Source organism: Streptomyces sp. P1-3 (genome assembly GCF_050613155.1).
In the GTDB taxonomy this organism is placed as follows: Bacteria; Actinomycetota; Actinomycetes; order Streptomycetales; family Streptomycetaceae; genus Streptomyces.
The window spans coordinates 3417243-3441813 of sequence record NZ_CP192512.1 but is presented as its reverse complement, the minus strand read 5'-3'; the positions used below and the strand labels follow the sequence as shown (position 1 = coordinate 3441813).

The 24571-nt window shown below is 71.5% G+C and carries 22 protein-coding genes and 1 pseudogene; 18 read left to right on the top strand and 5 right to left on the bottom strand.

Annotated features, from left to right (window positions below; all coding sequences use genetic code 11):
- Positions 1 to 2: 2 nt before the first annotated feature.
- Both ACQUSR_RS14505 and leuE read right to left on the bottom strand, forming a co-directional pair.
- Positions 3 to 1412, bottom strand: coding sequence for a glutamate decarboxylase (locus ACQUSR_RS14505; protein WP_431042982.1), 1410 nt, complete (start codon positions 1410 to 1412; stop codon positions 3 to 5).
- A gap of 85 nt (positions 1413 to 1497) precedes the next feature.
- Positions 1498 to 2199 (bottom strand): leucine efflux protein LeuE, encoded by a 702-nt coding sequence (gene leuE / locus ACQUSR_RS14500; protein ID WP_431042981.1) that lies wholly within the window; start codon positions 2197 to 2199, stop codon positions 1498 to 1500.
- A 119-nt stretch (positions 2200 to 2318) separates the two neighbouring features.
- Between leuE and ACQUSR_RS14495 the strand changes: the two genes are divergently transcribed.
- The 3 genes from ACQUSR_RS14495 to ACQUSR_RS14485 all read left to right on the top strand — a co-directional run bounded on the left by ACQUSR_RS14495 (position 2319) and on the right by ACQUSR_RS14485 (position 5823).
- Positions 2319 to 3077: a MerR family transcriptional regulator gene (locus ACQUSR_RS14495; protein WP_431042980.1), complete on the top strand. Its 759-nt coding sequence runs from the start codon at positions 2319 to 2321 to the stop codon at positions 3075 to 3077.
- Between the two features lie 199 nt (positions 3078 to 3276).
- A complete protein-coding gene (locus ACQUSR_RS14490) occupies positions 3277 to 4002 on the top strand; it encodes a DedA family protein (protein WP_431042979.1) in 726 nt (241 codons plus the stop codon).
- Between the two features lie 135 nt (positions 4003 to 4137).
- On the top strand, positions 4138 to 5823 hold the full coding sequence (locus ACQUSR_RS14485) for a threonine/serine exporter family protein (protein WP_431047588.1): 1686 nt from the start codon (positions 4138 to 4140) through the stop codon (positions 5821 to 5823).
- Positions 5824 to 5971: 148 nt separating this feature from the next.
- Here the strand turns inward: ACQUSR_RS14485 and ACQUSR_RS14480 are convergent, their stop codons facing one another.
- A complete protein-coding gene (locus ACQUSR_RS14480; protein ID WP_304465687.1) occupies positions 5972 to 6469 on the bottom strand; it encodes an inorganic diphosphatase in 498 nt (165 codons plus the stop codon).
- A gap of 86 nt (positions 6470 to 6555) precedes the next feature.
- Here ACQUSR_RS14480 and dacB point away from each other — a divergent pair, with 86 nt between their 5' ends.
- From dacB to folE, 6 genes are all read left to right on the top strand, one after another.
- A complete protein-coding gene (dacB, locus tag ACQUSR_RS14475) occupies positions 6556 to 8067 on the top strand; it encodes a D-alanyl-D-alanine carboxypeptidase/D-alanyl-D-alanine endopeptidase (protein WP_431042978.1) in 1512 nt (503 codons plus the stop codon).
- Between the two features lie 131 nt (positions 8068 to 8198).
- A complete protein-coding gene (locus ACQUSR_RS14470; protein ID WP_431042976.1) occupies positions 8199 to 9323 on the top strand; it encodes a zinc-dependent metalloprotease in 1125 nt (374 codons plus the stop codon).
- A 199-nt stretch (positions 9324 to 9522) separates the two neighbouring features.
- Positions 9523 to 10704 carry a tRNA lysidine(34) synthetase TilS gene (gene tilS, locus ACQUSR_RS14465; protein WP_431042975.1) on the top strand — a complete coding sequence of 394 codons (1182 nt, stop codon included), beginning with the start codon at positions 9523 to 9525 and terminating at the stop codon, positions 10702 to 10704.
- A 59-nt stretch (positions 10705 to 10763) separates the two neighbouring features.
- On the top strand, positions 10764 to 11303 hold the full coding sequence (hpt, locus tag ACQUSR_RS14460; protein WP_304465688.1) for a hypoxanthine phosphoribosyltransferase: 540 nt from the start codon (positions 10764 to 10766) through the stop codon (positions 11301 to 11303).
- A gap of 275 nt (positions 11304 to 11578) precedes the next feature.
- A complete protein-coding gene (gene ftsH, locus ACQUSR_RS14455; RefSeq protein ID WP_431042974.1) occupies positions 11579 to 13618 on the top strand; it encodes an ATP-dependent zinc metalloprotease FtsH in 2040 nt (679 codons plus the stop codon).
- A gap of 148 nt (positions 13619 to 13766) precedes the next feature.
- On the top strand, positions 13767 to 14372 hold the full coding sequence (folE, locus tag ACQUSR_RS14450) for a GTP cyclohydrolase I FolE (RefSeq protein ID WP_431042973.1): 606 nt from the start codon (positions 13767 to 13769) through the stop codon (positions 14370 to 14372).
- Between the two features lie 16 nt (positions 14373 to 14388).
- On the opposite strand, the gene ACQUSR_RS14445 is transcribed toward folE, so the two are convergent.
- A complete protein-coding gene (locus ACQUSR_RS14445; protein ID WP_431042972.1) occupies positions 14389 to 15552 on the bottom strand; it encodes an alpha/beta hydrolase in 1164 nt (387 codons plus the stop codon).
- 146 nt (positions 15553 to 15698) lie between these two features.
- Between ACQUSR_RS14445 and ACQUSR_RS14440 the strand changes: the two genes are divergently transcribed.
- The 6 genes from ACQUSR_RS14440 (at position 15699) to ACQUSR_RS14415 (ending at position 20770) form a co-directional block, all read left to right on the top strand.
- Entirely contained in the window at positions 15699 to 17546 is a 1848-nt protein-coding gene (locus tag ACQUSR_RS14440; protein ID WP_431042971.1) for a phosphatidylglycerol lysyltransferase domain-containing protein, read from the top strand.
- Positions 17547 to 17641: 95 nt separating this feature from the next.
- Entirely contained in the window at positions 17642 to 18535 is an 894-nt protein-coding gene (gene folP, locus ACQUSR_RS14435; RefSeq protein ID WP_431042969.1) for a dihydropteroate synthase, read from the top strand.
- Positions 18536 to 18979: a nuclear transport factor 2 family protein gene (locus tag ACQUSR_RS14430; RefSeq protein WP_431042968.1), complete on the top strand. Its 444-nt coding sequence runs from the start codon at positions 18536 to 18538 to the stop codon at positions 18977 to 18979. It abuts the gene before it with no gap.
- A 283-nt stretch (positions 18980 to 19262) separates the two neighbouring features.
- A complete protein-coding gene (folB, locus tag ACQUSR_RS14425) occupies positions 19263 to 19622 on the top strand; it encodes a dihydroneopterin aldolase (RefSeq protein WP_431042967.1) in 360 nt (119 codons plus the stop codon).
- Positions 19622 to 20215 (top strand): 2-amino-4-hydroxy-6-hydroxymethyldihydropteridine diphosphokinase, encoded by a 594-nt coding sequence (folK, locus tag ACQUSR_RS14420; protein ID WP_431047586.1) that lies wholly within the window; start codon positions 19622 to 19624, stop codon positions 20213 to 20215. The genes folB and folK overlap by 1 nt, the downstream gene beginning before the upstream one ends.
- 75 nt (positions 20216 to 20290) lie before the next feature.
- A complete protein-coding gene (locus ACQUSR_RS14415; RefSeq protein WP_431042966.1) occupies positions 20291 to 20770 on the top strand; it encodes a DUF3180 domain-containing protein in 480 nt (159 codons plus the stop codon).
- Positions 20771 to 20863: 93 nt separating this feature from the next.
- Here ACQUSR_RS14415 and ACQUSR_RS14410 read toward each other — a convergent pair whose 3' ends face one another.
- A complete protein-coding gene (locus ACQUSR_RS14410; protein ID WP_431042965.1) occupies positions 20864 to 22033 on the bottom strand; it encodes an ABC transporter ATP-binding protein in 1170 nt (389 codons plus the stop codon).
- Positions 22034 to 22145: 112 nt separating this feature from the next.
- On the opposite strand from ACQUSR_RS14410, the gene ACQUSR_RS14405 reads away from it, so the two are divergent.
- The 3 genes and pseudogenes from ACQUSR_RS14405 to ACQUSR_RS14395 all read left to right on the top strand — a co-directional run bounded on the left by ACQUSR_RS14405 (position 22146) and on the right by ACQUSR_RS14395 (position 24499).
- Positions 22146 to 22823 (top strand): ABC transporter permease, encoded by a 678-nt coding sequence (locus tag ACQUSR_RS14405; RefSeq protein WP_431042964.1) that lies wholly within the window; start codon positions 22146 to 22148, stop codon positions 22821 to 22823.
- A pseudogene (locus ACQUSR_RS14400) lies at positions 22823 to 23452 on the top strand (ABC transporter permease); the annotation flags it as partial. The gene ACQUSR_RS14405 and the pseudogene ACQUSR_RS14400, both read left to right, overlap by 1 nt.
- Before the next feature lie 21 nt (positions 23453 to 23473).
- Positions 23474 to 24499: an ABC transporter substrate-binding protein gene (locus ACQUSR_RS14395; RefSeq protein ID WP_431047584.1), complete on the top strand. Its 1026-nt coding sequence runs from the start codon at positions 23474 to 23476 to the stop codon at positions 24497 to 24499.
- Positions 24500 to 24571 lie beyond the last annotated feature (72 nt).

The window sequence follows — 24571 nt, the reverse complement described above, 5'->3', positions numbered from 1 at the left end:
CCTCAGTGGTGGAAGGCGGTAGCCGTGGCGCGCGGCGCGTGCGACGGCCGCGCCTGCTGCCGCAGTTCGGGCAGCAGCCGCCTCAGGTCGTCGAGGAACATCTCGGCCAGGTCCGCCGAGAACCCGTTGCGGCACACCACCCGCAGCACGGACAGGTCCTCCCGGTGCGGCGGGAAGGTGTAGGCGGGCACCAGCCAGCCCGTCTCGCGCAGCCGCCGCGAGACGTCGAACACGTCGTACGCGTCGATCCCGTCGGCGGTCGTGAAGGCGAAGACCGGGAGTTGGTCGCCGCGGGTCAGCAGCCGGAAGTCGCCCAGCGCCGCGATCCGGTCCGCCAGCGAGCACGCCACGTCCCGCGCGCCCTGCTGCACCGCGCGGAAGCCGTCGCGGCCCAGCCGCAGGAAGGTGTAGTACTGCGCGGCCACCTGCGCCCCGGGCCGGGAGAAGTTGAGCGCGAAGGTCGGCATGTCGCCGCCGAGGTAGTTCACCCGGAAGACGAGCTCCTCGGGCAGATCGGCGGCCGTACGCCACAGGGCCCAGCCCACCCCCGGGTAGACCAGCCCGTACTTGTGCCCGGAGGTGTTGATGGAGGCGACGCGCGGCAGCCGGAAGTCCCACTCGAGGTCCGGGTCGAGGAACGGCGCCACCATCGCCCCGGAGGCGCCGTCGACATGCACGGGCACGTCGAGCCCCGTGCGCTCCTGGAGCGCGTCCAGCGCCGCGCACACCGCGGCGACCGGCTCGTAGGACCCGTCGAAGGTGGAGCCCAGGACGGTGACGACGCCGATGGTGTTCTCGTCGCACAGCTCGGCGGCGGCCTGCGGATCGAGGTGGAAGCGCTCGCCGTCCATGGGCACCTGCCGGGCCTCGACCTCCCAGAAGGCGCAGAACTTCTCCCAGCAGACCTGGACGTTCACGCCCATCACGAGATTGGGCCGGGCGGTGGCCGGATAGCGGTCGGTGTTCTTGCGCGCCCAGCGGCGTTTGAACGCCATGCCGGCGAGCATGCAGGCCTCGCTGGACCCGGTGGTGGAGCAGCCGACGGCCGCGTCGGGGTCCGGCGCGTGCCACAGGTCGGCGAGCATCGCGGCGCAGCGCCGCTCCAGTTCGGCGGTGCGCGGGTACTCGTCCTTGTCGATCATGTTCTTGTCGCGGCACTCGGCCATCAGCACGCCCGCCTCCGGCTCCATCCACGTGGTGACGAAGGTGGCGAGGTTCAGCCGCGCGTTGCCGTCGAGCATCAGTTCGTCGTGGACGCAGCGGTACGCCGCCGACGGCGGCATCGGCCCGTCGGGGAGCCGGTGGCGGGGCAGCGGGCCGGACAGGCCGCCGACCGGATCGGCCGTGCCGTAGAGCGGGTTGACGGACAGATCGCGCGCTCCGGCCGGACCGCCGCACTTGTGCAGTGACATGCCGCGACAATACGGGCATAACGTGCATAAGGCCCGTGTTGTGCGACGTGCGGGTCGTATCGGCCGTACCGGTCGCGCCGCGCCGTCAGCCCGCGCTGCTGAGCGACAACTTCGCCGCGAAGCCCAGGAAGGCCGTACCCGCTGCCGCCGAGAGCGTCGCCGTCAGCCGCTTGCGCCGCCGGAAGGTCGCCGCGAGGAACGAGCCGCTGAAGATCAGGATCGTCAGGTACGTGAAGCTGAACAGCTGCGCCCAGGCGCCCAGCACCACGAACGACAGCGCCGGATGCGCGTACTCCGGGTCGACGAACTGCACGAAGAAGGAGATGAAGAACAGGATCGCCTTGGGGTTGAGCAGGCTGACCACCAGCGCGCGGCGGAACGGACGCTCCACCGTCTCCTTGGCCTCGGCGGCCTCGCCGCTCTCCTCGCCGCCCCCGGCCCGCTCCGCCCGGCCGCTCGCGTCCGCCGCCGGCCGCGCGCCCCGGCGGCGCCACAGGGACCACGCCCCGCGCAGCATCCCCACCGCGAGCCACGTCAGATAGCCCGCGCCCGCGAACTTCACCACCGAGAACAGCACCGGGCTCGCGGTCAGCAGCGACGCCACCCCGCCCGCCGACAGCGCCATCAGCGCCGCGTCGCCGCACAGCACGCCGCAGGCGGCACCGTAGGCCGCACGGGGTCCGCGGCGGGCCGCGACCGACACCACGTACAGCGAGTTCGGCCCCGGCAGCAGGATGATCAGGGCGAGTCCCGCCAGATACGTCGAGAGATCGGTTATCCCCAGCATGCGCCGCAGGATGCCAGCGGCGTTCCGCGGCGGCACAGCGATTTCCGCGATATGGACTTGCACCTCACGCGGCGTGAGGAAGCACGGTGGAACGCGTACCGGGAAAGGAGCGGACCAGCATGAGCTACTCCGTGGGACAGGTCGCGGACTTCGCGGGCGTCACGGTGCGGACGCTGCATCACTACGACGAGATCGGCCTGCTGCGGCCGGGGGCGCGCAGCCGCGCCGGGCACCGGCGGTACGACGACGCCGATCTGGACCGCCTGCAGCGGATCTTGTTCTACCGGGAGCTCGGCTTTTCGCTCGAAGAGGTGGCGGCGCTCCTGGACGACCCCGACGTGGACCCGCAGGAGCACCTGCGGCGCCAGCATCATCTGCTGACCGCGCGGATCGAGTCGCTCCAGAAGATGGCCGCCGCCGTCGAACACGCCATGGAGGCACGGAAGATGGGCATCAACCTCACGCCGGAGGAGAGGTTCGAGGTCTTCGGCGACCACGACCCCGAGCAGTACGCGGAGGAGGTCGAGCGCCGCTGGGGCGATACGGAGGCCTACCGCGAGTCCCAGCGCAGGGCCGCCGCGTACACCAAGGAGGACTGGCTGCGGATCAAGGATGAGTCCGACGACTGGACCCGCCGGATCGCGGCGCTGATGGCGTCCGGGGCGGAGCCGGAGTCGGAGGCGGCCATGGAGCTGGCGGAGGAGCACCGGCAGCAGATCTGCCGCCACCACTACGAGTGCACCTACGAGATCCACACCGGGCTCGCCGAGATGTTCACCGCGGATCCGCGGTTCACCGCCACCTTCGAGGCGGTCAGGCCGGGGCTCGCGGCCTACCTGCGGGAGGCGATCCTGGCCAACGCGGTCCGCCACGTGTAGGCCATCCGCCACCTGCGGCGGTCGGGGGAAGCCGGGGGGCGGGGGCGTGCGGGCGCCTGGTTCCAGGAGCCAGCTGGAACCAAGCGTCCGCACGGGGCGTTGATAGCTTTGGTCGGCACACTGCACTCATGTCCGTCCACTCACCTGCGGCCGGGCCTCGCACAGAGCCTGCACCCCTCGACCCAGGAGCCTGTCACCCGTGACCACTCTCGCGCTCGGACCCAGCTGGCTGGAGCCGAACCAGCTGATCGACACCTTCGGCCCGTGGGGCGTGATGGCCATCGTCTTCGCCGAGTCGGGGCTGCTCATCGGCTTCTTCCTGCCGGGTGACGCGCTGCTGTTCACCACCGGGCTGCTGGTCACCACCTCGGTGATCAAGCAGGACCTGTGGCTCATGTGCGTCGGCATCGTCGTGGCGGCGATCATCGGCGACCAGGTGGGGTATCTCTTCGGCCGGAAGGTCGGCCCGGCGCTGTTCCGGCGGCCCGACTCCAAGTTCTTCAAGCAGGAGAACGTCGAGAAGGCCCACGAGTTCTTCGAGAAGTACGGGCCGAAGTCCCTGGTCCTGGCGCGCTTCGTGCCCATCGTCCGTACGTTCACGCCGATCATCGCGGGCGTGAGCCGGATGAACTACCGCTCCTTCATCACCTTCAACGTGGTCGGCGGCGTCGTGTGGGGCGCGGGCGTCACGCTGCTCGGCGCCTGGCTCGGCAAGAGCAAGGTCGTCCGCGAGAACATCGAGGCGATGCTCATCGGCATCGTGCTGCTGTCGGTGATCCCGATCGTGATCGAGTTCCTGCGGGCCCGCGGCCAGGCGAAGAAGGCCGCGGTGGCCGGGGGCCCGGTCGCTGCCGAGGGCAGTGCGCCGCGGGGCCCGCAGCCGCCGCAGCCGCCGGCCGGGCGGGGCCGCCACGCCAAGCGGTGACGTCCCGGCACGCGTGACGACCGCGTCCCGAGACGGGCTTGCCTTGGCCACGGCCGCCATGGATCGTGCATGGTTGCTGTGACACAGCGGGAGGCCATTTTCGAGGAGTGAGCGGTGACCGATCGGCAGCGCAACGTGGGCTCCTCCCCCAGCAGCCGTGCTGGGGGAGCCCCGGAGTCAGAGGCTCCGGAAGACCGTAAGCCGCAGTCGGACGAGGCCCACAGCGCTTTCACCCCGCCGCTCGGCGTGCCGCTGCCGGCGCCGCCCGAGGACGAGCACCCGACGTCCGAGTTCGCCGTCCCGGAGGGCCTGAGCGCCGAGCCCTCGCACGAAGCCGAGGGCTCGGCGTTCGTCCCGCCGCCCGGCGTCACCACCGGCGGGGCCGCCACGGACAGCGGCCCCCTCCCGGTGTTCACACCCGCGAACGGCATATCGACGGTCAGCCTGATCAAGGAAGCGCCGTGGCAGGACCGGATGCGCACGATGCTGCGCATGCCGATCGGGGAGCGCCCGGCGCCGGAGCGCATCGACCGGTACGGCGAGGTGGGCCCGGCCGTCCCGCGCGTCCTCGACATGACCCTGCGCATCGGCGAGCTGCTGCTGGCGGGCGGGGAGAACGCGGAGGACGTCGAGGCGGCGATGTTCGGCGTGGCGCACGCCTACGGGCTGGCCCGCTACGAGCCCACCGTCACCTTCACCCTGCTGTCGGTGTCGTACCAGCCCTCGCTGGTGGACGACCCGGTGACCGCCAGCCGTACGGTGCGGCGCCGGGGCACCGACTACAACCGGCTGTCCGCCGTGTACCAGCTCGTCCACGACATCTCCTCGCAGGACGTGACGCTGGAGGAGGCGTACGGACGGCTCGCCCTGATCCGCCGCAACCGCCACCCGTACCCCGGCTGGGCGCTCACCGTGGCGGCCGGCGTGCTGGCGGGCGCGGCGAGCCTGCTGGTCGGCGGCGACTGGCCGGTGTTCTTCGCGGCGGCGGTCGGCGCGATGCTCGGCGACCGGCTGGCGTGGCTGGCCTCGGGACGCGGGCTGCCGGAGTTCTACCAGTTCGTGGTGGCCGCGATGCCGCCCGCCGCGATGGGGGTCGCGCTCAGCCTCGCGGACGCCGGGCTCCAGGGGTCCGCGGTGATCACCGGTGGGCTGTTCGCCCTGATCCCCGGGCGGGCGCTGGTCGCGGGCGTCCAGGACGGGCTGACCGGCTACTACATCACCGCCGCCGCCCGGCTGCTGGAGGTCGGCTATCTGATCGTCGGCATCGTCTGCGGTGTGCTGACCGTGCTCTACGGCGGCCTGCAGCTCGGTGCCAAGCTCAACCCCGAGGTGGCGCTGCGGCACGTGGAACGCCCGGTCATCCAGACGCTCTCCGCGATGGCGCTGGCCCTGGCGTTCTGCGTCCTGCTCCAGCAGGAACGTCACACCGTGCTCTACGCGACGCTCAACGGCGGGGTCGCCTGGGTGACGTACGGGGCGCTGCACGATACGGCGGAGGTGCCGGCGGTGGCCGCCACGGCGGTCGCGGCGGGCCTCGTCGGCCTGTTCGGCCAGCTGCTGTCCCGGTACCGGTACGCGTCCGCGCTGCCGTACGTCACGGCGGCCATCGGGCCGCTGCTGCCCGGTAGTGCCACGTACTTCGGACTGCTGTCGCTGGCCAAGAACGACATGGACCGGGGGATCGCCCACCTGACGCAGGCGGCGGCACTGGCGCTCGCGATCGCGATCGGGGTGAACCTGGGGAGCGAGGTGGCGCGGCTGGTCATCAAGGCTCCGCAGGCGGCGACCCGCCGCGCGGCGAAGCGCACCCGCGGCTTCTGAGCCTCCCCGTCCGGTCGCTCACCCGACCGCCGTTCCGGCGCCGCCCATACGGGTAGATGTTGTCCGCGCGGAGCGGAAGTGCGGAAACGACGCCGGGGCGGGGCACCCTCGTGGTGCCCCGCCCCGGTCACGTCCTGCGCCGCGGGCGTCAGTGGTGGGCGCCGCCGGCCGCCTCCAGGCGCTTGATCGACGCCTCCACCTCGGCCTCGGCCTCGGCGCGGCCGACCCAGTTCGCACCCTCGACCGACTTGCCCGGCTCCAGGTCCTTGTAGACCTCGAAGAAGTGCTGGATCTCCAGGCGGTCGAACTCCGAAACGTGGTGGATGTCACGCAGGTGCTCCACGCGCGGGTCGGACGCCGGCACGCACAGCAGCTTGTCGTCGCCGCCCGCCTCGTCGGTCATCCGGAACATGCCGATCGCCCGGCACTTGATCAGGCAGCCCGGGAAAGTCGGCTCGTCGAGAATCACGAGCGCGTCCAGCGGGTCGCCGTCCTCGCCGAGGGTGTTCTCGACGAAGCCGTAGTCCGCGGGGTAGCTGGTCGAGGTGAAGAGTCGACGGTCAAGGCGGATGCGGCCCGTCTCGTGATCCACCTCGTACTTGTTCCGCGAACCCTTCGGAATCTCGATGGTGACGTCGAACTCCACGGGAGGCTCCTCCATGATCAACACATACGTCTGGTGATTAAGTGTCCCCCACGCAGGTGTGTGGTGGCGAAAGGGGCTGGTCCTAGGTGCCTGAGGCCAGATCGTGGCAGGTCAGGCGGTGGCGCGACGCCACCCGAGCGCGGTGGCGCGCAGCCACCCGAGCACAGCGTGAGACATGGCGGCTCACCGCGCTGGCGGCCGCGGTCGGGCTCGCGGTCGCGGCCGGCTCCGTGGCGGCCGCCGGGCCGTGGGACTCCGGTCAGCGTACGGCCGAGCGCGCCCGCGCGGCCCAGGAACGGCACCCGGGGGCCGCGCACCGCGCCGGTCCCGGGCCCGGGACCGCCGCCCCCGTCCTGGCGGCGCTCGGCGCGCCCACCGGCTCCGGGACCCCGGGCACCGGTGAGGACGCGGTGCCGCCGCCCACCGCGTCCGGCCTGGCCGACGCGCTCGAACCGCTGCTGGACGACCAGGCCCTGGGCCCGGTGCGTACCGCGTCCGTCGTCGACGCGGCCACCGGCCGTCAGGTCTACGGCGCCGGCGCGGGCACCGGGGCCACCCCCGCCTCGGTCGTCAAGCTGGCCACCGGGGCCGCGGCGCTCTCGGCGCTGGGCCCGGAGCACCGGCTCAGCACCCGCGTCGCAGACGGCGGCAAGGAGCGCGTCATCCTGGTCGGCGGCGGCGACCCGACGCTCACCGCCCGCGCCGTCCAGGGCGGCGACCACCCTGCCAGCCTGCGCGAGCTCGCCGACGACACGGCTCGCGCGCTGAAGAAGCGCGGTACGCGCCGGGTGGCGCTCGGCTTCGACACCTCGCTGTACTCGGGCCCCGCCCACCACCCGATCGGGCCCAACGAGAACATCTCGCCCGTAACCCCCCTGATGGCCGACGAGGGGCGCCTCGACGACAGCGACCACGGCCCGGCCCCGCGCAGTGGCGACCCGGCCGCCGACGCCGCGCGCACGTTCGCGGCGATGCTGCGGGACCGGGGCGTCGCGATCAAGGGCGAGCCGCGCGGGGCCAAGGCCCCCAAGGGCGCCGACGCCCTCGCCACCGTCCGCTCCCAGCCGTTGTCCGCGCTGGTCGAGCGGATGCTGACCACCAGCGACAACGACATCGCCGAGGCGCTCGCCCGGCACACCGCGCTCGCCGCCCACCGGCCCGCGAGCTTCACGGGCGCCGCGCGGGCCGTCACCGACCGGCTGAAGAAGCTCGGCGTACCGGTCGCCGGGGCGAAGATCGCGGACGGCAGCGGCCTGGACCGGGCCGACCAGGTGTCCGCCGGGCTCCTCTCGCAGGTGCTCGTACGGGCCGCGAGCGGTGAGCACCCCGAGCTGCGCCCGGTGATCACCGGGCTGCCGGTCGCGGGCTTCACCGGTACGTTGCGCGGCCGGTACGCGCAGGACGCGGCGGGGCGCGGCGTGGTGCGCGCCAAGACCGGCACCCTGACGGGCGTCAACACGCTGGCGGGCTCGGTCGTGGACGCCGACGGCCGCCTGCTGGTGTTCGCGTTCATGACCACGGGGACGACGGACGCGCTGGGCGCCCAGCGCGCTCTGGACCGCCTCGCCTCGGCGGTCGCCAACTGCGGCTGCCGCTGAGGGGCTTCGCTCCCTGGGGCCGGTGGCGGGTCGGGGGGCGCCCCCGGCGCGCGGCGGCGCGCACGCGGCGACAGAGGGCAACCCTGTGCCACCGCGCCCGAAAGGGCCTCCGCGGCACGTACCGTGAACCCATGACGAGCATCGGTGGTGTCGAGATGGTCGACTGGAATCTTGCGGTGGCGACCGCGACCCGGCTCGTGCGGCCAGGGCCGGAGGTGAGCCGGGACGAGGCCCGGGCCGTCGTCGCCGAGCTGCGGCGGCACGCGAAGTCGTCCGAGGAGCACGTCCGCGCCTTCACCCGGATGGCTCCCTCCGGCGCGGCCGCCGACACCCCCGTGCTGGTGGTCGACCGGCCCGGCTGGGTCAAGGCGAACGTCGCCGGGTTCCGCGAGATCCTGCGGCCGCTGCTGGGCAAGATGCAGGAGCGCCGCGACGGCATGCCGGGCGGCGCCGTGCTCGGCACGGTCGGCGGCAAGGTGACCGGCGTCGAGCTGGGCATGCTGCTGTCCTTCCTCGCCTCCCGGGTGCTCGGCCAGTACGAGACGTTCGCCCCGCCCACCCGCGAGCTGCCCGCCGCCGGGGCGGGCGGCGGGCGGCTGCTGCTCGTGGCGCCCAACATCGTGCATGTGGAGCGCGAGCTGGACGTGGAGCCGCACGACTTCCGGCTGTGGGTGTGCCTGCACGAGGAGACGCACCGTACGCAGTTCACCGCCGTGCCCTGGCTGCGCGACCACGTCGAGTCGGAGATCCAGGCGTTCCTCGCCGAGACCGATGTGGACCCGGCGACCCTGCTGGAACGGTTCCGCGAGGCGGCCCAGTCGCTGACCGGCAACCGGCCCGACGACGAGCAGGAGCGCGGGCGCAGCATCGTGGAGCTGGTCCAGACCCCCGTCCAGCGCGAGATCCTCGCCCGGCTCACCGCTGTGATGTCCCTGCTGGAGGGGCACGCGGACTACGTGATGGACGGGGTCGGCCCGGCGGTCGTGCCCTCGGTGGCGGAGATCCGGGAGAAGTTCCAGAAGCGGCGGGCGAGCGGCGCGGGCCGCCTGGACCTCGCGCTGCGCCGGCTGCTGGGACTGGACGCGAAGCTGCGGCAGTACCGTGATGGAGAACGGTTCGTGCGAGCTGTCGTGGACCAGGTCGGTATGGACGGTTTCAACCGGGTATGGACCTCGCCGAACACCCTCCCGACCAAGGCGGAGATCGGCAAACCCGCCGATTGGGTTGCGCGGGTGCACCGTACGGCAGAGTCGTAAGCCCGGCACCCGCCATGGCAGATGAACGCCCCCGGTATCACCCGTCCGAGGGACCGTGGCGGAAGGGTGGGCGTGCGATGCTCGGGTAACGGCTCACTTCTGTCACCATCGACGTACTCAGCGTGACGAAGCAAGAGTCACACGCCCCCGAGGCAGCCCCTCCGAGGCACCCCCTCGATCTGACAGATGGGAAACGGACATGGGTCCCCATCCTGCGGTCGCCGCGATACGCCTGGCGGTCCGCCGCGTACTCCACGACGTCCTCGTCGACCGCCCCGACGCGCTCGGCGATCACTCCGACGTGTTCGGCGATCGCCGCGACGTGCTCGTCGGCCCCGGCGGCTCCGTCGGGCACCCCGGCCCGGCGCGGGCTCCCGCCGCCGCGCGCGGCGCCCTGGCGCCCGGCCATGGCGGGTCCGCCGCGGGGTCCGCCCCGCCGCTGGTGCTCGTCGCCTGCTCCGGCGGCGCCGACTCCATGGCGCTCGCCTCCGCCCTCGCCTTCGAAGCCCCCAAGCTCGGCATCCGCGCCGGCGCTGTCACCGTCGACCACGGCCTCCAGGCCGGGTCCGAGCTGCGTGCCGCCGAGGTCGCGGACCGCCTCAGGGTCCTGGGGCTCGACCCCGTCGAGACCGTCGCCGTGACCGTCGGCCGCGAGGGCGGCCCCGAGGCCGCCGCCCGCGACGCCCGGTACCAGGCGCTGGACGCCGCCGCCGAGCGCCATGGCGCCGCCGCCGTGCTGCTCGGACACACCCGCGACGACCAGGCGGAGACGGTACTGCTCGGCCTGGCCCGCGGCTCAGGGATCCGCTCCCTGTCCGGGATGCCCGCGATCTCCCAGGGGCCGGGGCCCTACGGCCGCTACCGCCGCCCCTTCCTCCAGCTGGACCGCCAGACCGCCCGCCGCGCGTGCCTGGCCCAGTCCCTGCCCGTGTGGGACGACCCGCACAACACCGACCCGGCCTACACCCGCTCCCGGGTCCGGCACGAGGCCCTGCCGATGCTGGAGAAGGCGCTGGGCAAGGGCGTCGTCGAAGCGCTCGCCCGCACCGCCCAGCTCTCCCGTGACGACGCCGACGCGCTGGACGCCTGGGCGGCCCGCGCCGAGGCCGACGTCCGTGCCGCCGACGCGGACGCCGCCGACGCGGCGGCCGGCATCCAGCTCGACGCCGCCGCCCTGCACGCGCTGCCGCCCGCCGTCCGCCGCCGGGTGCTGCGCCGTACGGCCATCGCCGCGGGCGCTCCGGCCGGTTCCCTCTTCGCCCGGCACCTGGAGGAAGTGGACCGGCTGCTGACCGGATGGCGGGGCCAGCGGGCCATCAATCTGCCCGGCCGGGTCGAGGCACTCAGGCAGGGTGGCAGACTGGTCATCCGGCAGGGCTGACCCGCCCGAGCCGACGAGCCGGTTGACGAACGAGAGTGGCGCGGGTGGACGACAAGGACATGGGCACCGACCTCAAGTCGGTCCTGATCACCAAGGAAGAGATCGACGCGAAGCTGGCCGAGCTGGCCGCGCGGATCGATGAGGAGTATGCGGGCAAGGACCTGCTGATCATCGGAGTCCTCAAGGGCGCCGTGATGGTCATGGCGGACCTCGCCCGGGCCCTGTCCACCCCCGTCACCATGGACTGGATGGCCGTGTCCTCGTACGGTGCGGGCACCCAGTCGTCCGGCGTGGTGCGCATCCTCAAGGACCTGGACACCGACATCAAGGGCCGGCACGTCCTGATCGTCGAGGACATCATCGACTCCGGCCTGACGCTGTCCTGGCTGCTGTCGAACCTGGGTTCGCGGGAGCCGGCCTCCCTCAACGTGTGCACCCTGCTGCGCAAGCCGGAGGCGGCCAAGGTCGCGATCGACGTCAAGTGGGTCGGCTTCGACATTCCGAACGAGTTCGTCGTCGGCTACGGCCTGGACTACGCGGAGAAGTACCGGAACCTGCCCTTCGTCGGGACGCTGGCCCCGCACGTCTACGGCGGCTGACGCCCGGCCCGGTACCGACGGCCCCGTACCGGCCCCGGTACCGGAGCCCGGTACCGTGCGGGAACCTCCCGGGGGTTTCCGCCGTTGGAGCATGGGAGGACGGTTTTGTTAACCGTCCACAGCGGCGTCGAGTGACAATGCTGGGGTACCGTCCGAAGGTCAGTCTTTTTCAGGCCGAGTAAGACACCGCACGCACAGGCAGCCATCGGAAGCGTTCGAACAGGTTGCCGTGCCTCACTGTGGCAGGAGGGACGGGGCGGCTCCGCCCCGTATGGATGGACGTGAAGCGCTACTTCCGTGGGCCGGTCATGTGGATCGTGCTGGCCGTCCTCGCCGTGGTCGTGTTGATGCAGGTCGTCGGCTCGTCCGGCGGCTACAAGTCGGTGGACACCAGCCAGGTCGTCGAGGCGATCGACAAGAACCGGGTCAAGTCGGCCGAGATCACCACTGGCGACGAGCGCAAGATCAAGATCAAGCTCAAGGACAACGCCGAGAAGATCTCGGGCAGCGACAAGCTCCAGGCCACCTACATCGGTGACTACGGGGTGGACATCGCCAAGACCCTCCAGGCCAACGCCGAGAAGGGCCAGCTTCCCGACGGGTACGACGTCTCGGTCTCGAAGCAGAATCCGTTTGTCAGCATCCTGCTCACGCTGCTGCCGTTCGTGCTGATCGTGGTCGTCTTCCTGTTCCTGATGAACCAGATGCAGGGCGGCGGCTCCCGGGTCATGAACTTCGGCAAGTCCAAGGCCAAGCTGATCACCAAGGACACGCCGAAGACGACCTTCGCCGATGTGGCCGGGTCGGACGAGGCCGTCGAGGAGCTCCAGGAGATCAAGGAGTTCCTCCAGGAGCCGGCGAAGTTCCAGGCCGTGGGCGCCAAGATCCCCAAGGGTGTGCTGCTGTACGGCCCGCCCGGTACGGGCAAGACCCTGCTCGCGCGCGCCGTCGCGGGTGAGGCGGGCGTGCCGTTCTACTCGATCTCCGGTTCCGACTTCGTCGAGATGTTCGTCGGTGTCGGCGCCTCCCGGGTCCGCGACCTGTTCGAGCAGGCCAAGGCGAACGCCCCGGCGATCGTCTTCGTGGACGAGATCGACGCCGTCGGCCGCCACCGCGGCGCCGGCATGGGCGGCGGTCACGATGAGCGCGAGCAGACGCTGAACCAGCTGCTGGTCGAGATGGACGGCTTCGACGTCAAGGGCGGCGTCATCCTGATCGCCGCCACCAACCGCCCGGACATCCTGGACCCGGCGCTGCTGCGCCCCGGCCGCTTCGACCGGCAGATCGCCGTCGACCGCCCGGACATGCAGGGCCGCCTGGAGATCCTCAAGGTGCACCAGAAGGGCAAGCCGGTCGCCCCGGACGTCGACCTCTCGGCCGTCGCCCGGCGCACCCCCGGCTTCACCGGTGCCGATCTGTCGAACGTGCTGAACGAGGCCGCGCTGCTCACGGCCCGCAGCGACAAGAAGCTGATCGACAACCACTTCCTGGACGAGGCGATCGACCGTGTCGTGGCCGGCCCGCAGAAGCGGACCCGGATCATGAGCGACAAGGAGAAGAAGATCACCGCGTACCACGAGGGCGGTCACGCCCTGGTCGCGGCGGCCTCTCCGAACAGCGACCCGGTGCACAAGGTCACGATCCTCTCCCGCGGCCGGGCCCTGGGCTACACCATGGTCCTGCCGGACGAGGACAAGTACTCGACCACGCGCAACGAGATGCTGGACCAGCTCGCCTACATGATGGGCGGCCGCGCGGCGGAGGAGCTGGTCTTCCACGACCCGACCACCGGCGCCTCCAACGACATCGAGAAGGCGACCGCGACCGCCCGCGCCATGGTCACGCAGTACGGCATGACCGAGCGGCTCGGCGCGATCAAGTTCGGTTCCGACAACTCCGAGCCGTTCCTGGGCCGTGAGATGGCGCACCAGCGCGACTACTCCGAAGAGGTCGCCGCGCTGGTCGACGAGGAAGTCAAGAAGCTCATCGAGGCCGCGCACAACGAGGCCTGGGAGATCCTGGTCGAGAACCGCGACGTGCTGGACAACCTGGTCCTGGCGCTGCTGGAGAAGGAGACGCTCAACAAGGAGGAGATCGCCGAGATCTTCGCCCCGATCGTCAAGCGCCCGGCCCGCCCGGCGTGGACCGGCTCCTCGCGGCGTACGCCCTCCACCCGCCCGCCGGTCTCCTCGCCGAGGGAACTGGCGGTGGCCAACGGCACGCAGCCGCAGGCCCCGGCTCTGGCCAAGAGCACCACGGCCGAGGAGACCGCCACCGTCGAGCGGCCGGAGGAGTCCGCCGGCGAGGGCAGCTGACACCGAGCCGTACGGGGCCCCAGGGCCTCGTACGGCCCCGGAATGAATGCCGCGTCACCCAGGTTTTAGCCTGGTGACGCGGCATTTCGCATGTGGCGGCATTCCGCATGTGTACGGGCATGTGCAAGCAAAGGAACGAGGCACTTCCATGATCGACTCCGTGGCACTGGACGGCGAAGGCCGCATCGGCATGTTCGACGAGAAGCGGGCGGAGAACGCGGTCAGGGAGCTGCTTCTGGCGGTCGGGGAGGACCCGGACCGCGAGGGGCTGCGGGAGACGCCGGGGCGGGTCGCCCGGGCGTACCGGGAGATCTTCGCGGGCCTGTGGCAGGAGCCGGAGGACGTCCTCACCACGACGTTCGACCTCGGCCACGACGAGATGGTGCTGGTCAAGGACATCGAGGTGTACAGCACCTGCGAGCACCACCTGGTGCCGTTCCAGGGTGTCGCGCACGTCGGGTACATCCCGTCGCACGACGGGAAGATCACCGGGCTGTCGAAGCTCGCCCGCCTCGTCGACGTCTACGCGCGGCGGCCCCAGGTCCAGGAGCGGCTGACCACGCAGATCGCCGAATCGCTGGTGCGGATCCTGGAGCCGCGCGGGGTGATCGTGGTCATCGAGTGCGAGCACATGTGCATGTCGATGCGCGGGATACGCAAGCCGGGCGCCAAGACGATCACCTCGGCGGTGCGGGGCCAGCTGCGTGACCCCGCCTCCCGCTCCGAGGCCATGAGCCTGATCATCGGGCGCTGAGCCCCGGGCGGGGCCCTCAGGCCTTAGGGCGCTGAGCCGGGGCGGCCTCGGGGGCCTTGAGCCGACCGCCCAGCCACTCCAGGCAGCCGGGGATCTCGCGCTTCCAGGTGTTGAAGTTGTGCCCCCCGCTGTCGAGGATCATCGACGAGATGCGGGTGGGCGCACCCTGGCGGTTCAGCTTGATCACCTTGTCGATGAACTTCTCGGTCTTCTTGTGGAGCTTCTCGCCGTGCTTGCTGCTGGTGACCAGCAGCGACACCGGCGGGGCGGGCTTGTGGTCCAGCCGCCACATCAGGTTGTTCTCCCGCCGGACCTGGGCGCTGCCGCCGAACAGATCACCGGTCGTCGCGTCCTTCGGCGCCTCGTACGCGGGCGACAGCCCGACGCCGACGGAGAACGACTTCGGGTAGCGCATCGGCATCTTCAGCGCGCAGTAGCCGCCGGTCGAATTGCCCATGACGCCCCAGTTCTCCGCCTTGTCGCCGACCCGGTAGTGGGCGGTGACGGCCTGCGTCACGTCCTGGGTGAAGTAGGTCTCGGTCTGCGGGCCGCCGGGTACGTCCATGCACTCGGTGTCCCGGGGCGGCACGACGGTGGGGCGCATCATCACCAGCACCATCGGCTGCATCTTGCCGTCCTTGACCAGCTGGTGTGCGGTCTTCGGGTACTTCAGCCCGTACATCAGAGCCTCGGTGGTGCCCGGGTAGCCGGTCAGCACCAGGGCGGCGGGAAACTTTCGCTTCTCGTTCCCCTCCTGGAAGTACTCCGGCGGCATGTAGACGTAAGCCTTGCTGGCGATCCCCGACTTCGCGCCGTGGATCGTCACCTCGTCGATCCGCCCCGCGGAGGTCGGACTCTGGTCGCCCGGCACGTTCACCTTCTGTGTGCCCTGGACCTGCACCCGCTTGCTCTTGGGCGCGTCGTGGTCCACCACTACGCCGGGGGTGTCCTCGGTGCCGAACAGATCTCCCCAAGATCCGTAAAATCCGAACGTTCGGTTCGCGAACATGGCGACAGCGGCGAACACCGCTATCTGCGTGACTGCCAAGATTCCTATTCGGCCCAACACAGCGGGTACGCTGCGCCGGGCGAACTTCGGCCACAGCCAAATGCTCACGGCGAACAGCAGTACGGCCAGGAGCATGGCAAGCCGCACGGTCCAGGCGTTGGTGAGACCCATCACAGTCTTTCTGTCGGGCGGCCGGTCGTCCCCCGTGCCGCGCGATGGAACCCCATGCCCGTGAACGCCGTCTTGGAAGGCGCAAATTGTCCAGGTGCCGCGTCCGCGGGACGCAGATCCTCATGACAGGGGCGACGGGAAAGCAAATGTCTGAAATGCAAGATGGCGAAAAGTCCGGGGTGGTTCCTCCGCGGCTGCGGCGCCTGTTGCGCGGACCGCGGCCGGAGACCGTCCCCACGGTCGTCGGCACGGCGTGCACGCTGATCGGGCTGCTCAATGTTGCATCCGGCATTTTTCCACGCTTCCGGCACAGCAAGTTCCACACTTTCACCGAGGTGCTGCCCGGAGCGGTGAGCCCGCTGGCCGCCGCCTCCGCCATCGTCGTCGGCCTGCTGCTGCTGATGCTCGCGCACGGGCTGAAGCGGCGTAAGCGGCGTGCCTGGGTGGCCGCGGTGGGGCTGCTGCCGGTCGGGGCGGCCGCACAGCTGATGTACCGGGACTCGGTCTGCGGCGCGCTGCTTTCCCTGGCGCTGCTGGCGCTGCTGATCCGGCGCCGCGAGGAGTTCTTCGCCCTGCCGGACCCGCGCAGCCGCTGGAAGGCGCTGGCCAGTCTCCTGGTGCTGGGCGGGGTCAGCCTGGGCCTGGGCTGGCTGATCGTCGACGGCCACCCGGACAAGGTCGTCGGCAGCCCGTCGTTCCAGGACCGGCTGGAGCACGTGCTGTGGGGCCTGTTCGGATTCGAGGGCCCCGTCCACTACACGGACCGCGTGGACTACACCGTCGGCTACTCGCTCGGCGCGCTCGGCCTGCTGACCGTGGCCACCACCGCCTACCTGGCCTTCCGCCCCGCGAACCCGGTGGCCCGGCTCACCCAGGAGGACGAGGACCGGCTGCGGGAGCTGCTCGTCCAGCACGGCGGCCGGGACTCCCTCGGCTACTTCGCGCTCCGGCACGACAAGGCCGTCGTCTTCTCCCCGAGCGGCAAGGCCGCCGTCTGCTACCGCGTCGTCTCCGGCGTGATGCTGGCCAGCGGCGACCCGATCGGCGACGTGGAGGCGTGGCCGGGCGCCATCGAGCGCTTCATGGAGGAGGCCCGCAGGCACTCCTGGACCCCCGCGGTCATGGGGTGCAGCGAGACCGGCGGCCACGTGTGGACCCGCGAGACCGGTCTGGACGCGCTGGAGCTGGGCGACGAGGCGATCGTCGACGTGCCGGACTTCACCCTCACCGGGCGGTCGATGCGCAACGTACGGCAGATGGTCAAGCGCATCGAGCGCAACGGCTACGAGACCCGGGTGCGGCGGGTCCGCGACCTCGACCCGGAGGAGCTGGCGCGCATCCAGCAGGCCGCGAACGCCTGGCGGGACACCGAGACCGAGCGCGGCTTCTCGATGGCGCTGGGCCGGATCGACGCGGACCACGACGGCGACGCCGTGATCGCGACCGCGCACAAGGCCCCGGAGGAGGGCGAGGCGCCGAGCCCGTACGGGGACCTCAAGGCCATGCAGCACTTCGTGCCGTGGGGCAAGGACGGCATATCCCTGGAGCTGATGCGCCGCGACCGCAGCGCCGACCCCGGCATGAACGAGCTGCTGATCGTCGCCTCCCTCCAGGCCGCCGCCGGGCTGGGCGTCCAGCGGGTGTCGCTGAACTTCGCGATGTTCCGGTCGGCGCTGGCGCGCGGCGAGAAGCTGGGCGCGGGGCCGGTGCTGCGCGGCTGGCGCGGACTGCTGGTGTTCCTCTCGCGCTGGTTCCAGATCGAGTCGCTGTACAAGTTCAACGCCAAGTTCCAGCCGCGCTGGGAGCCGCGCTTCGTGGTCTTCCGCACCACCCGCGATCTGCCGCGGATCGGCCTGGCGGCGATGCAGGCCGAGGGCTTCGTCTCGCTGGCCCTGCCGCGGCTGTGGCGCCGGGACAAGCCGACCGGGCCCGACTCCTGCGCGGAACTGTCGGACGGGCCGGTGCGCCGGCATGAGGTCGAGCGCGTCGCCTAGCACCCCCGGGCCCCCTCGGCGGGCTCGGCGGTGCCGCCGGGCCCGGGCCTGGCGGGGAGGATGGCCCGGAGGGGGCCAGCCCCTACGCTGGAGGCATGAGTACGTTGCGTGGTCGTGTCGGACCGGTCGGTCTGCCCCGGTGGGACCGGTGCGCGGTGATGGGCGTGGTGAACGTCACGCCCGACTCCTTCTCGGACGGCGGCCAGTGGTTCGACCCCGAACTGGCCGTCAAGCACGGCCTCGACCTGGTCGCGGCCGGCGCCGACCTGGTGGACGTGGGCGGCGAGTCCACCCGCCCCGGCGCGACCCGCGTCGACGAGGCCGAGGAGCTGCGCCGGGTGGTCCCGGTGGTCCGCGAGCTGGCCGGAGCGGGGGCCGTGGTCAGCGTGGACACCATGCGCGCCTCGGTCGCCGAGCGCGCGGTGGAGGCCGGCGCGACCCTGGTCAACGACGTGAGCGGTGGTCGCGCGGACGCCGCAATGGTGCCGGTGGTGGCCGCCGCCGGGGTGCCGTTCGTGGTGATGCACTGGCGCGGCCAGTCGATCGACATGAACAACCGCGCGGTCTACGCGGACGTGGTCGCGGAGGTGCTGACGGAGCTGCGCGAGAGCCTGGACCGCGCGGTCGAGGGCGGCATCTCCCCGGACCGGATCGTGGTCGACCCCGGGCTGGGCTTCGCCAAGAACGCCGAGCACGACCTGGCGCTGGTGGCGCACCTGGCCGAGCTGCGCGCCCTGGGCCGGCCGGTGCTGGTGGCCGCGTCCCGCAAGCGGTTCCTGGGGAAGGTGCTGGCCGGGGACGGCGGCAGCCCGCCGCCCGCCCGGCAGCGGGACGCCGCGACGGCGGCGATCTCGGCGATCGCGGCGCGTGAGGGGGCGTGGGCGGTGCGGGTGCACGAGGTGGCGGCGAGCGCGGACGCGGTGCGGGTGGTCCGCGCCATCGAGGACGCGGCGGGCGCCTCCGGCGGCGCACCGCGGGACGAGGCCTGAGTGACGTCGCTGACCGACGCCGAGCAGGTGGAGCGGGCGAACACCGCGCTCTACGAGGCGATGGAGCGGGGCGACCACGAGGCGCTCAGCCGGCTCTGGCTCGACGGGGACATCTCGTGCGTGCACCCGGGGTGGCCGGTGCTGCGCGGACGCGGCGAGGTGCTCCGTTCGTACGCCCTGATCATGGCGAACACCGACTACATCCAGTTCTTCCTCACCGACGTCGAGGTGTCGGTGGTCGCGGACACGGCCCTGGTGACGTGTACGGAGAACATCCTCAGCGGCGCTCCCGCCGAGGAGGAGGGCGAGCTCGGGCCGCTGGTGGGGCAGCTGGTCGTGGCGACGAACGTCTTCCGGCGCACGGCGGACGGCTGGAAGCTGTGGTCGCACCACGGCTCGCCGGTGCTGGCCGAGAGCGACGAGGAGTCCGAGGCGTCGGACTGAGCGCCTGGTGGCCGGGCCGGACACCCCGTCAGCGGGATGTGAGATGGGCCACTCGTTCGAGTCGCGTCGGGACCGGGTAGTGAGTGGTTCACGAGGGCGCGGGTAGGCGCGGCCGGGGGCGTGCGTGTCCGCCCGCGGAGCCGCGCCCCGGCCCCCGTACGTGAGCGCTGTCGGTGCTCGCAGGTAGATTCGATTGGGTTGTCCCCACCGAAGGACTGGGGATGGGTGGGCGTCGCCGCAGGACGGTGCGCCCGCGCACCGACGACCAGCAGGAGTGATTCGTGTGGATCGTGTCGCGCTGCGGGGCCTGAAGGCCCGCGGTCACCACGGGGTGTTTCCGCATGAACGCGAGGAAGGCCAGACCTTCGTCGTGGACCTCGTGCTCGGCCTGGACACCCGGCCCGCTGCGGCCGGTGACGACCTCACCAAGACCGTCCACTACGGAGTGGTGGCGGAGGAGGTCGTGGAGGTGGTGCGGGGCGAACCCGTCGACCTGATCGAGACCCTCGCCGAGCGGATCGCCGAGCGGTGCCTGAAGCACGAAGCGGTGCGGGAGGTGGAGGTGGTCGTCCACAAGCCGGACGCACCGATCACCGTGCCCTTCGACGACGTGACCATCACCATCACCCGGAGCAGAACATGATGAGCAGCAGCGACCCGACCGTGCAGCCCGTCCCCGCCTCCGTGGTGGAACAGGTGGACGCGGCGGATGTGACGTTGAGCAACCCCAAACGGGCCGTGATCTCCCTGGGCAGCAGCCTCGGCAACCGGCTGGAGACGCTCCAGGGCGCCGTCGACGCGCTGGAGGACACCCCGGGCGTGCGGGTCAAGGCGGTCTCACCGGTGTACGAGACGGAGCCGTGGGGCGTCGATCCGGGCACGCAGCCGAACTACTTCAACGCGGTGGTGCTGATCAAGACCACCCTGCCGCCGTCCTCGCTGCTGGAGCGGGGGCACGCCATCGAGGAGGCGTACCGGCGGGTGCGGGACGAGCGCTGGGGGCCGCGCACCCTCGATGTGGACATCGTGGCGTACCAGGACGTCGTGCTGGACGATCCGGAACTCACCCTTCCGCACCCGCGCGCCCATGAGCGCGCCTTCGTCCTCGTGCCGTGGCAGGACGTGGACCCGGAGGCCGAGGTTCCGGGGCGGGGCCCGGTGGCCCGGCTGGTGGAGCAGGTCGGCCGCGGCGGCGTGGCGGCCCGCCCGGACCTGGAACTGCGGCTGCCCGAGTAGGCGTTCCCCCCGGGAGCCCCGGTAGTTTCAGGGGCAGGTGGGACGTACGACGCGAACGTGAGGGGCGACAGCTCGGTGAGCCAAATTCGTATCAGGGTGCTGGTCGGGCTGTTCCTCGCGGCCGGTGTGATCTCGTGGGCGGGCGCCCGGCTGTGGGACACGATGGGCACCCTGCCGAGCGTGCCCATGGCCGCGCCCATCGTGCTGGGGCTGATCGCCGCCGTACTGGCCGCGACGGCGCTGTCGATGCGTTCCCGGCTGCGTGCGCAGCGCGAGCGCCGACCGGGCGCCACGGGCGTCAACCCGCTGGCGGCGGCCCGCGCGGTGGTCTTCGGCCACGCCAGCGCGCTGGTGTCGGCGCTGATCTCCGGGGTGTACGGCGGGGTGGGCGTCTTCCTGGTCATGAACGAGCTGGACGTCCCGCCGCGCCGCGACCAGGCGATCTACGCAGGGGCCTCGGTGGTGGCGGGGGTGGCGGTGATCGCGGCGGCGTTCTTCCTGGAGCGGGTGTGCCGGCTGCCGGACGACGAGGACGAGGACCGCCTCCCGGCGTAGCGGTTCGCCTTCCGGCCCGGCCGCCTCCTGGCCCGGCTGTCTCCCGGCCCGGCTGCCTACCGGCCCGGCCGGAGCTCCCGGCGCGGGGCCGGGCTACGCGCCCGGGACCGTTTCCAGGGTCACCTCCGTGCGGGCGATCTCCTTCGCGTCCGCGTCGATCGAGCGCCGCAGTGCCTCGTGCAGCCGCCCCGGCGTGAGCACCCCCATGAAGCGGTCGCCGTCGAGGACCGCGATCCAGCCCGCGTCATGCTGGAGCATCGTGCTGAACGCCTGCTTCAGCGGCGCGCCGACCGGCAGCCACGCGTCCATCCGCCGGGCGTGGTTCCGTACCGTCCCCTTCGCGGCCGCCCTGCCCGACGTGACGGCCTCCGCCGACACCCAGCCGTGCAGCCTCTCCGCGTCGTCCAGGACCACGGCCCAGCGGGCGCCGTCCGCCGAGAGCCGGGCGGCGGCCTTCGGCAGCGGGTCGTCGAGGTGGACGACCGGCGGCTGTTCGAGGTCGCCGGGTTCGATGGGGGTGACCGACAGTCGCTTCAGCCCCCGGTCGGAGCCGACGAAGTCGGCCACGTACGGCGACGCGGGCGCGCCCAGCACCGTCGCCGGGGTGTCGAACTGCTCGATCCGACCCGACCCGTAGACCGCGATCCGGTCCCCGAGCCGCACCGCCTCCTCGATGTCGTGCGTGACGAACAGCACCGTCTTGCGCACCTGGGACTGCAGCCGCAGGAACTCCGTCTGGAGATGCTCGCGGACCACCGGGTCGACCGCGCCGAACGGCTCGTCCATCAGCAGCACCGGCGGGTCGGCGGCGAGCGCCCGGGCCACGCCCACGCGCTGACGCTGGCCGCCGGAGAGCTGGTCGGGGTAGCGGTCGCCGTAGACGGACGGGTCGAGACCGACGAGGTCGAGGAGCTCCCCGGCGCGCTCCCGGCCCTTGCGGCGCGGCCAGCCCAGCAGCGCCGGAACGGTCGCGGTGTTCTCCAGCACGGTCTTGTGCGGGAACAGGCCCACCTGCTGGATCACATAGCCGATCCGGCGGCGGAGGCTGACCGGGTCGACGCGGGAGATGTCCTCGCCGTCCAGCAGGATCTGACCGCTCGTCGGCTCGATCAGCCGGTTGACCATCTTCATCGTGGTGGTCTTGCCGCAGCCCGAGGGTCCGACGAGCGTGACCAGCTCGCCCTCCGCGACCTCGAAGGACAGATCGTCCACGGCGGTCGTGCCGTCGGCGTAGCGCTTGGTGACGTGCTCGAATCGGATCACCTCACCATTGTGGCCGCATTCGCGGGAGGGATTGTTGCTGTTGTGTGGCGAGCCGATGAGATGGCCGGTGGCCGGAGATAGGGTCGACGGGAATTGACGGGGAGGTGGGCCGGTGGCGGCGGAGAACTGCCTGATCACCAATGAGTGGGTCTGCGGGGAATATCTGCGGACCCGCGGTGAGGAGCTGACGGACGCCACGCTCCAGCATGTGGGCATTACGTTCGCGGCCGTGGCGATCGGCCTGCTGGTGGCCTTTCCGCTCGCGCTGCTGGCGCGCCGCTGGCGGATCGTGGCGGGCCCGCTGCTCAGTCTGACGACGATTCTGTACACGGTGCCGTCGCTGGCGATGTTCTCGCTGCTGCTGCCCGTATTCGGGGTGTCGGTGGCCGTGGTGGTCATGGGCCTGGTGCTGTATTCGCTGACGATCCTGGTACGGAACATCCTGGCCGGGCTGGCGGCGGTGCCCGAGGACGCCCGCGAGGCCGCGCGCGGTATGGGGTACGGGCCGGTCCGGATGCTTTTCGGCGTCGAACTCCCACTGGCGCTGCCCGCCCTGATGGCGGGTCTGCGGATCACGACCGTGTCCACCGTCTCGCTCACCACGGTCGGCGCGATCATCGGTTATGGCGGGCTCGGCAACCTCATCTACGAGGGCATGCGCGGCTTCTTCAAGGCGCAGGTGCTCACCGCGTCCGTGCTGTGCGTGGTGCTGGCCGTCGCCGCGGATCTGCTGCTGCTCGGCGTACAGCGGCTGCTGACGCCCTGGACGCGGAAGCGGGGGAGGGCCTGATGGGGCTCATCGGCGACACCTGGACCTGGCTGACCACCGGGTCGCACTGGTCCGGCGACGCGGGTGTCTGGCACCGGCTGGGCGAGCACCTCTGGCTGACCTTCGTCTCGCTGGCCGTCGCGTGCGCCGTCGCGCTGCCGCTCGCGGTCGTGCTCGGCCATGTCGGCAAGGGCGGCGCGCTGGCCGTCAACATCTCCAACGCGGGGCGGGCGGTGCCCACCTTCGCCGTGCTGGTCCTGCTGCTGCTCAGCCCGCTGGGTACGCATGGCGATCTGCCGACGGTCCTCGCCCTGGTGCTGTTCGCCGTGCCGCCGCTGCTCACCAACGCGTACGTCGGCATGCGCGAGGTGGACAGGGAGGTGGTGGAGGCGGCGCGCGGCATGGGCATGTCGGGCGGTCAACTGATCCGCCGGGTCGAACTGCCGCTCGCCTTCCCGCTGCTCATGACGGGCGTACGGACGGCAGCCGTACAGGTCGTGGCCACCGCGACGCTCGCCGCGCTGCCCGGCGGCGGGGGGCTGGGCCGGATCATCACGGCGGGCTTCCGGCTCACCGACACCGCGCAGGTGGTGGCCGGGGCGACGCTGGTGGCGGTGCTGGCGCTGCTCGTGGAGGGCGCGCTGGTGCTCCTGGAGCGGCTGCTGGACCCGATGCGGCGGCGCGCCGGACGATCGGCGTCGGTCGCGTCGGCCGCCAAGGCGTCGCCCGCGCACGCCGAACAGGCTCCCAAGGCGCCGGTCACCCTCGAACTCACCGCGGCGGGAGCGGTGACGGCCGTGGCGCTGGTGGCCGTCCTCGCCGCCGGCGGCGGCAAGAGCCTGGAGGAGTCCGGCGGCGACTCCGGGACGCTGGTGGTCGGGTCCGCGCCCTTCACCGAGTCCAGGATCCTCGCCGAGTTGTACGCGCAGGTGCTCAGGGATGCCGGGTACCCGACGTCGATCAAGACCGTCGACGCCCGCGAGCTGTACGAACCGGCCCTGGAGAAGGGCCAGATGGACGTCGTGCCGGAGTACGCGGCCACTCTCGCGGAATTCCTCAACCAGAAGAGGCACGGCTCCGACGCGGCGCCGGTCGCCTCTCCCGACGTCGGGACCACGATGGCCGCGCTGAGGAAGCTCGCGGAGCCGCGCGGGCTCAAGGTGCTCCCCGCCGGCAAGGCCGTCGACCAGAACGCGTTCGCGGTGAGCGCGGAGTTCGCCGCGGAGCACCGGCTCAAGACGCTGTCGGATCTGGGGAAATCGAAGCAGAAGGTCACACTGGCGGCGGGCGACGAATGCGCGAAGCGGCCGTTCTGCCAGCCGGGCCTGGAGAAGACGTACGGCATCGACATCGCCGGCATCGACCCGCTGGACGTCGGCAGTGTGCAGGCGAAGCAGGCGGTCAAGAACGGCAAGGATGAAATGGTCCTGACCGTTACCACCGACGCGACACTCGATCAGTTCGGGCTCGTCCTCCTCGAAGACGACAAGCATCTTCAGAACGCGGACAACGTGCTGCCGGTGGTGAATGCGAAGTCGGCCGGCGCGAAGGGGATCGAGGACGCCCTGAACAAGATCACCAGAGTCCTCACGACCGAGGACCTCGCCGAACTCAACAAGAAGGTTGATGCCGAGCGGCTCAAGCCTGTTGATGTCGCCGGGGACTACTTGAAGGAGAAGGGGCTGCTGGAAAGGTAATCTGCGCGAGGTCGCGGAATTTCCTTGGGGGAGTTTGCCGGGGTGGTGCCCCAAACGCCCCACACGCACGGT

Excerpts from the sequence above, each read along its gene's own strand:
- ACQUSR_RS14505 (WP_431042982.1), bottom strand. The coding sequence starts at position 1,412 with ATGTCACTGCACAAGTGCGGCGGTCCGGCCGGAGCGCGCGATCTGTCC.
- leuE (WP_431042981.1), bottom strand. The coding sequence starts at position 2,199 with ATGCTGGGGATAACCGATCTCTCGACGTATCTGGCGGGACTCGCCCTG.
- ACQUSR_RS14495 (WP_431042980.1), top strand. The coding sequence starts at position 2,319 with ATGAGCTACTCCGTGGGACAGGTCGCGGACTTCGCGGGCGTCACGGTG.
- ACQUSR_RS14470 (WP_431042976.1), top strand. The coding sequence starts at position 8,199 with ATGACGAGCATCGGTGGTGTCGAGATGGTCGACTGGAATCTTGCGGTG.
- tilS (WP_431042975.1), top strand. The coding sequence starts at position 9,523 with ATGGGTCCCCATCCTGCGGTCGCCGCGATACGCCTGGCGGTCCGCCGC.
- hpt (WP_304465688.1), top strand. The coding sequence starts at position 10,764 with ATGGGCACCGACCTCAAGTCGGTCCTGATCACCAAGGAAGAGATCGAC.
- ftsH (WP_431042974.1), top strand. The coding sequence starts at position 11,579 with ATGGACGTGAAGCGCTACTTCCGTGGGCCGGTCATGTGGATCGTGCTG.
- folE (WP_431042973.1), top strand. The coding sequence starts at position 13,767 with ATGATCGACTCCGTGGCACTGGACGGCGAAGGCCGCATCGGCATGTTC.
- ACQUSR_RS14445 (WP_431042972.1), bottom strand. The coding sequence starts at position 15,552 with ATGGGTCTCACCAACGCCTGGACCGTGCGGCTTGCCATGCTCCTGGCC.
- ACQUSR_RS14440 (WP_431042971.1), top strand. The coding sequence starts at position 15,699 with ATGTCTGAAATGCAAGATGGCGAAAAGTCCGGGGTGGTTCCTCCGCGG.
- folP (WP_431042969.1), top strand. The coding sequence starts at position 17,642 with ATGAGTACGTTGCGTGGTCGTGTCGGACCGGTCGGTCTGCCCCGGTGG.
- folK (WP_431047586.1), top strand. The coding sequence starts at position 19,622 with ATGAGCAGCAGCGACCCGACCGTGCAGCCCGTCCCCGCCTCCGTGGTG.
- ACQUSR_RS14395 (WP_431047584.1), top strand. The coding sequence starts at position 23,474 with ATGCGGCGGCGCGCCGGACGATCGGCGTCGGTCGCGTCGGCCGCCAAG.